Source organism: Phocaeicola oris (genome assembly GCF_021295095.1).
In the GTDB taxonomy this organism is placed as follows: Bacteria; Bacteroidota; Bacteroidia; order Bacteroidales; family Bacteroidaceae; genus Phocaeicola; species Phocaeicola oris.
On sequence record NZ_JAJLQX010000043.1, the window covers coordinates 1 to 4,118 of the forward strand.

Here is a 4,118-nt window from a genome sequence, read left to right on the forward strand (position 1 = left end):
TCCACCGTCAGGGAGGAAGAGCGGAAGTTTCAAAGACAATGGTTGAAGAAGGCTGCAAGCCGTGCCATGGTAGGAGACGGAAAAGGGATGTACCACTATAAGGTCTGCAAGGCAATCCGCATAGATGTATGTTCGTATAGCCATATATATGTATATACAGCTATACAAGAATGCACCTATATGACAATATGGAAATATAGGAATACGGCAATAAAGATATGCCGCTATGTAGAAAAGGGGTAAGTAGCCTATATCCAACAATGTGGGCAGTGTCTGCAAGTCTCTGCCCTTCCGCTTTTGGGAGCTTTTTCCTGTGGCGTGCCGGAAGGTGAAAGCGACCCCGGCGGACAGGATCCGGCAATGTCCTTGATATTTAGTCCCGAAAGGAGCCGGTTCATAATCAGGGTGTGGGGCGGTAAGCCCCACCGATTTTTTTTGGCATGAAAATTCAAGAAGTGAGATGCCGGGCGATACCTGACACCTCACTCATATCAAATTAGCTACATATCTGGCAACTCATCAAGTATGTTCTCCAAATGTCCTAAGACTATATCCAGCTTCAAATCGGTGATGGTTCCCTCAAAGCCATCTTCTTTGTCTTTTACCAATATTGACAGGAAACCATCTTCTTCCTTTACCGCCATTACTTTCAGGTCGGCAGGTTCCTCTCCCAAATATCCTATGATGTAAGGATGTTCCGCCTTTTCTCCTTGTTCTTCGTCGTCATAATCCATCCCAAAATGAAATTCATGGTTAGGGAAATTCCGCAAAGCGTCGATTAGTTCCTGCTTCTGTCGTTTGTAAATCTCTTCATAAAGAGGGGCATAATCAAAATGTTTCATTGTTTTGTCTGTTTTAATAAGGTGGGGTTTCCACCTTGCATTGGTTATTAATCAAGTGTTTCATAAAAGTAGTCTAATTCCTCGCCTTTCAGGTTTTCGCAACCATAATTGTCCGCTTCCTCCCAAAGGGCATTGTAAACACGTGCCAACTCATCGTTTTTCTCGTACCATTGCCAAATCTTATGATTGAGCACCATAACAAGCTCGGTCAGAAACTTATAATTGTCTTTCCACTCCTCGAATGCTCGTTTGAATGTATCGTTTACCGCTTTTACGCCAAACTTCTCTGCAATTGAGAAATCACCCCAAAAAGTAGTAAGGGGTTTATAACCTGTTGTTTCCTCAATGTTCCACACAGATGTTACGATTTGAATTGTTGTTGTTTCCATTTTCTTATTGTTTTATGAATTTAATATTTATTCTGGGCATCCCGATTCTCAACCTTTTTAGTTTTTTCGTTTCTTCGATCCGAACTTTTTTTTATCATTCCGGTGTAACCGTCATCTCGAACCTTTTATGTGCAAGGTAACATCGCAGGTATTAAGGGAACTTAAGGCAAAGAATTGGCCGGTAAAAGTTTTCAGGAAACCGCAATCTTTGATTTCGGAGGGTCATGAAAAGTTTTCCGCCAATAGGGAGCATTCCGGTGTTTGCCGTGTTCCCCGCCTGCGATACCTTTGCAGAATAAAAGTCGATGGATGACTACAAGCGGACGAAAAGTGAGGTCGAAATCAGAAACGGAAATGGGAAGATAGATAAGGAAATGTAAAATAGAATCCCCATAAGTTGCAGGAGACGGAACGCATGGAAATGGTTACAGGGGATGATAATAGCCATCTCTTGGTTGTTTCAAGATAACAATAAAGAAATTGAATGATGAAAACTTCCATATATTTAATATTTGGAAGTTTTATCAATAAAAATTGCTATCTTTGTATCCAAAAGAAGATATATGGAAGTACGTATTTTATTTTACTGGGCCGGAAATGTTTATAATTGGCGTGGAACATGGCCGTTTTCATGCGTTCCGTCTCCTGGAGATTCTTTAGGTATTCAAAGTTTCATAGAAGAGGGGCATATAAAGGCTGACGAAGAAGATGTCGTGTTCAAAGGCAGCGACCTTTACAGGTATCGAGGCCTTGAAGTATCATTGGAGGGTCTGCTTTCCAATGAGTACAATACCAAAGTTGTCTCTGTAAATTGGACTGGGACAGGTATTGAAATTGAGATAACGACAGACATGTATCAGCAAAGAGACAGTATTGGTTCTAATCTTTGGGAAGAGAAGATAGAATAATGCAAATTTCAGACTTTAGTTGTTTTATGAAAGAAAAACCATTGAGGAAAGTAATCCATGTGCATCTCATACATAGCCGTAAGAATTATTACTTTGGCAGTGTGAATGCCATCTTTAAGAAGCTCTCCGAGAAAGAACTTGGGTGTACGGAAAATACTTTAAGTCACGTTTTAACAGAAGACGGTATGCACCATATCACATCCAAGGCACTTATCATAAGGTCACGTCTAATGACCTAAAATGACCTATTTACTGGCGAAACTCAATGGTTCGCCTATGGCTGCGACATTAAGGAGCAGCCCAAAATGTTTGGGGACATTTCATCCCCAAACATTTTCAATCAACATAAAAGCCGCCTTCACTTTGGGCAATATCCAACCATTCAGAATAATCTTCACTATTTTCTTCGCAGGGTTCATTGCCCATATCATCACAAAATTGAAGATAACCGTCGTATGTTGCATTGTAGCTTGCAATAGTCGTTTCGCGTGTCTTTAACTCAAACTTCTTGTGTTTCATGCTAAAAAAAGATTGCGGCAGGGTGGTTAGCCCTGCCATGACCTTTATTTCTTAGTCTTCAATCTCAAACTCGTGGACGTAGATGAAATCATTGTCCTCCTTATGCTCTTCGTTCCAGCTCTTCAATTCGCCTTTGCTGACTTCCTCTTTACCAAGCAACTCTGCCGCATAAGCCATAGCCTGTTTCTCTGTCTCAAAATAATCACTCTCATAGTTGCCGTTCACACAAGCGTCCACGTAGAACTTGTCCGTGAAGTATTTGCTCTCGGCATCATTGGTAGCATAGACTTCACAGCCTGGCTCTTCCACGATGTAGTAGACGGTAAGGTCAGGCATGAGCTTCGTAAGCACATGACGGAAATCCGTTGCTCCCCATGCTTCATCCGCCTCTATACTAATGATGGCTCCATCCATTTCATACTCTTGGATGAAACCACGGAGATAATTATTTTCCATCTGCTCGTCCGTCGCTCCCAAAACTCTGACGATATTTCCCTCCCATTCCTTGGATGCGTTTTCCTCGACAGGCTTACACTTGTCTGTTATAAAGCTGTCAATTACGTCGAACACTCGTTTCAAATCACTCTCGCTACCTTCAATACGGTAGCTTGTCCTTGCCCAATTTGCCATGTTTTTATAATTTAAGTTGTTTTTTATTCCTTGAAGCATTCTTTTGTCGGTTTCCCGACAAAAGAACACATTATTATCAGTTAGCAGCCTTTGCCTTGCGCTCCAATTCAGCAATATCCTCGACCGTACACCATTGGGGCTTTAAATCCTCGGGGATTATGTTCCAACGTCTTTTTACCTCTTCTATGGTTTCATCGACAGAATTTCCCCAAAGACCATATTTGTCGTTGTGGTAGCGAAAATCCTGTTTGTCTTGCTCTTCATTACCAGTCTTCCCAAGGTATGCAATCAAATCATGGTATATTTTTGAAAGCATCATATATTTATCCCTACAATTGTACTCCCTTATTTCCTTTTCCGTATAAGGGTTTGCAATCACAAAGTCTCGCTTCAACTCAAAACCTGCTTCACCGTCCATATCGTTGGCAGGACATGCACAATATAACGTTGTTGGATTACTTTGTGGGGACAGCGACAAATCCAAGTAATAGTTTCCTTTCTCATCCTTGTAAGCAGTATAACCATTGTAGTTTATACCAACTCGTTGTAAAGTGATTTTTTCCATTTTCCTATTTTTATGAAGTTAAAATTTTATTCTGGGCATCCCGATTCTCAACCTTTTATAGGTTTTTCGTTTCTTCGACCCGAACTTTTTTTTATCATTCCGGTGTAACCGTCATCTCGAACCTTTTATGTGCAAGGCGAAATCGTGGGCGTTAAGGGAACCTAAGGCAAAGAATTGGCCGGTAAAAATTTTCAGGAAACCGCAATCTATGATTTCGGAGGGTCATGAAAAGTTTTCCGCCAATAAGGAGCATTCCGGTGTTTGC

7 protein-coding genes are annotated in these 4,118 nt (G+C 41.2%); 2 read left to right on the forward strand and 5 right to left on the reverse strand.

Annotated features, from left to right (window positions below; translation table 11 throughout):
• Nucleotides 1-243: hypothetical protein (locus LO761_RS12415; RefSeq protein WP_272818593.1), on the forward strand; the 243-nt coding region annotated here is incomplete at its 5' end.
• A 257-nt stretch (nucleotides 244-500) separates the two neighbouring features.
• On the opposite strand, the gene LO761_RS12420 is transcribed toward LO761_RS12415, so the two are convergent.
• Both LO761_RS12420 and LO761_RS12425 read right to left on the reverse strand, forming a co-directional pair.
• Nucleotides 501-842, reverse strand: a complete 342-nt coding sequence (locus tag LO761_RS12420) for a hypothetical protein (RefSeq protein WP_270777462.1) — start codon at nucleotides 840-842, stop codon at nucleotides 501-503.
• Nucleotides 843-889: 47 nt separating this feature from the next.
• Entirely contained in the window at nucleotides 890-1,231 is a 342-nt protein-coding gene (locus LO761_RS12425) for a hypothetical protein (protein WP_007411832.1), read from the reverse strand.
• A 563-nt stretch (nucleotides 1,232-1,794) separates the two neighbouring features.
• Between LO761_RS12425 and LO761_RS12430 the strand changes: the two genes are divergently transcribed.
• Nucleotides 1,795-2,139 (forward strand): hypothetical protein, encoded by a 345-nt coding sequence (locus tag LO761_RS12430; protein ID WP_272818594.1) that lies wholly within the window; start codon nucleotides 1,795-1,797, stop codon nucleotides 2,137-2,139.
• A gap of 336 nt (nucleotides 2,140-2,475) precedes the next feature.
• On the opposite strand, the gene LO761_RS12440 is transcribed toward LO761_RS12430, so the two are convergent.
• The 3 genes from LO761_RS12440 to LO761_RS12450 form a co-directional block, all read right to left on the reverse strand.
• Nucleotides 2,476-2,697 carry a hypothetical protein gene (locus LO761_RS12440; protein WP_272818595.1) on the reverse strand — a complete coding sequence of 74 codons (222 nt, stop codon included), beginning with the start codon at nucleotides 2,695-2,697 and terminating at the stop codon, nucleotides 2,476-2,478.
• Nucleotides 2,698-2,709: 12 nt separating this feature from the next.
• Entirely contained in the window at nucleotides 2,710-3,288 is a 579-nt protein-coding gene (locus LO761_RS12445) for a hypothetical protein (RefSeq protein WP_272818596.1), read from the reverse strand.
• A gap of 76 nt (nucleotides 3,289-3,364) precedes the next feature.
• Nucleotides 3,365-3,853, reverse strand: a complete 489-nt coding sequence (locus LO761_RS12450; protein ID WP_270777459.1) for an LPD11 domain-containing protein — start codon at nucleotides 3,851-3,853, stop codon at nucleotides 3,365-3,367.
• Nucleotides 3,854-4,118 lie beyond the last annotated feature (265 nt).